The 1,084-nt window shown below is 71.4% G+C and carries 2 protein-coding genes; both read left to right on the top strand.

Features of this window, described 5'->3' with window-relative positions:
• On the top strand, window positions 1–706 hold a 706-nt coding region (locus tag ACFQEU_RS16455; protein ID WP_465261175.1), incomplete at its 5' end, for a tetratricopeptide repeat protein.
• On the top strand, window positions 696–1,084 hold a 389-nt coding region (locus ACFQEU_RS16450), incomplete at its 3' end, for a pseudouridine synthase (RefSeq protein WP_379783903.1). The genes ACFQEU_RS16455 and ACFQEU_RS16450, both read left to right, overlap by 11 nt.

Here is a 1,084-nt window from a genome sequence, read left to right as displayed (position 1 = left end):
GCTCGCCGCCTTCGAGGGGGGAGACGCCGACCACCGGCGGGCGATGGTGCTCACCGCGCTCGCCGAGGTCGCGCTCGAACGCGGGAACCTCGACGAAGCCGACCGGACGCTCGACCGGGCCGCGGCGCTGCTCGAAGGTCACGCCGGGTTGAAACGGACCGCCGAGCTCGGTCGCGTTCGCGGAACGATATCGCTCGAACGCGGGATGCTCGCGGAGGCGGAGTCGTCGCTCACAGACGCCCTCGAGGCGGCCGAGTCCGGCGGGTTCACTGGACAACAGACCGAGATACTCGCCGCGCTCGGTGCCGTCGCCGCGGAGCGGGGCGACGACGACCTCGCCATCGAGCGGCTCACCGAAGCCCTCACGGAGGCACTGGCGTTCGAGTGTGCGCGGGCGATCGTCGCCGCGGCGGAGCGGTTGTCACACCTGCTGTCGGACCGAGACATCGGGCCCGCCGTCACGGCCGGCGCGGCGGACGACCTCACGCTACGTGACGGAACCTATCTCGACGCCGAGACCTGCCGTCGGATCGCGACACGGTGGCGGATCGGGGGTGATAACGACACCGAAATCGGGGACAGCGCCGAAAGCGGGAACGAGGACCGGGACGACGTGACCGGCCACGACGCGACCGACTCCGACGCGGTCGAGACCGTGTCGGAATCGCTTTCCGAACGGCAGGAGAACCCCGAGCATGAGCGATAGCGAGGACCTCGCGGAGTTGCGCGTCGGCGCCGACTACCAGTTCGGCGCGGGGGCCGGCGAGGCGCTGTTCCCGGTGGACGAACCGATCACCATCCGCCGGTCGAGCGGCGGGCGACCCCGACAGATCATCGACGGCGACGTCGACGACACGCCGGGGAGCCCCGAGGGTGACCGGCTGGTCTCGTACGGTACCGACGGCCGGTTCACGCTCGGAACCGCGGGCGCACGCCGGCTACAGGACGCGTTCCCCGAGCCGAGCCATCGCGTCGTCGTCGGCTCCGAGAGCGAGCCGTACGTGCGCGACGGCCGGAACGCGTTCGCGAAGTTCGTGACCGCCGCCGACGACGGGCTCCGTCCCGGCGACGAAGCGATCGTCGT

It is taken from the genome of Halorubrum tibetense (assembly GCF_042661865.1).
Classification (GTDB): Archaea; Halobacteriota; Halobacteria; order Halobacteriales; family Haloferacaceae; genus Halorubrum; species Halorubrum tibetense.
This window is presented reverse-complemented; position numbering and strand designations above follow the sequence as displayed.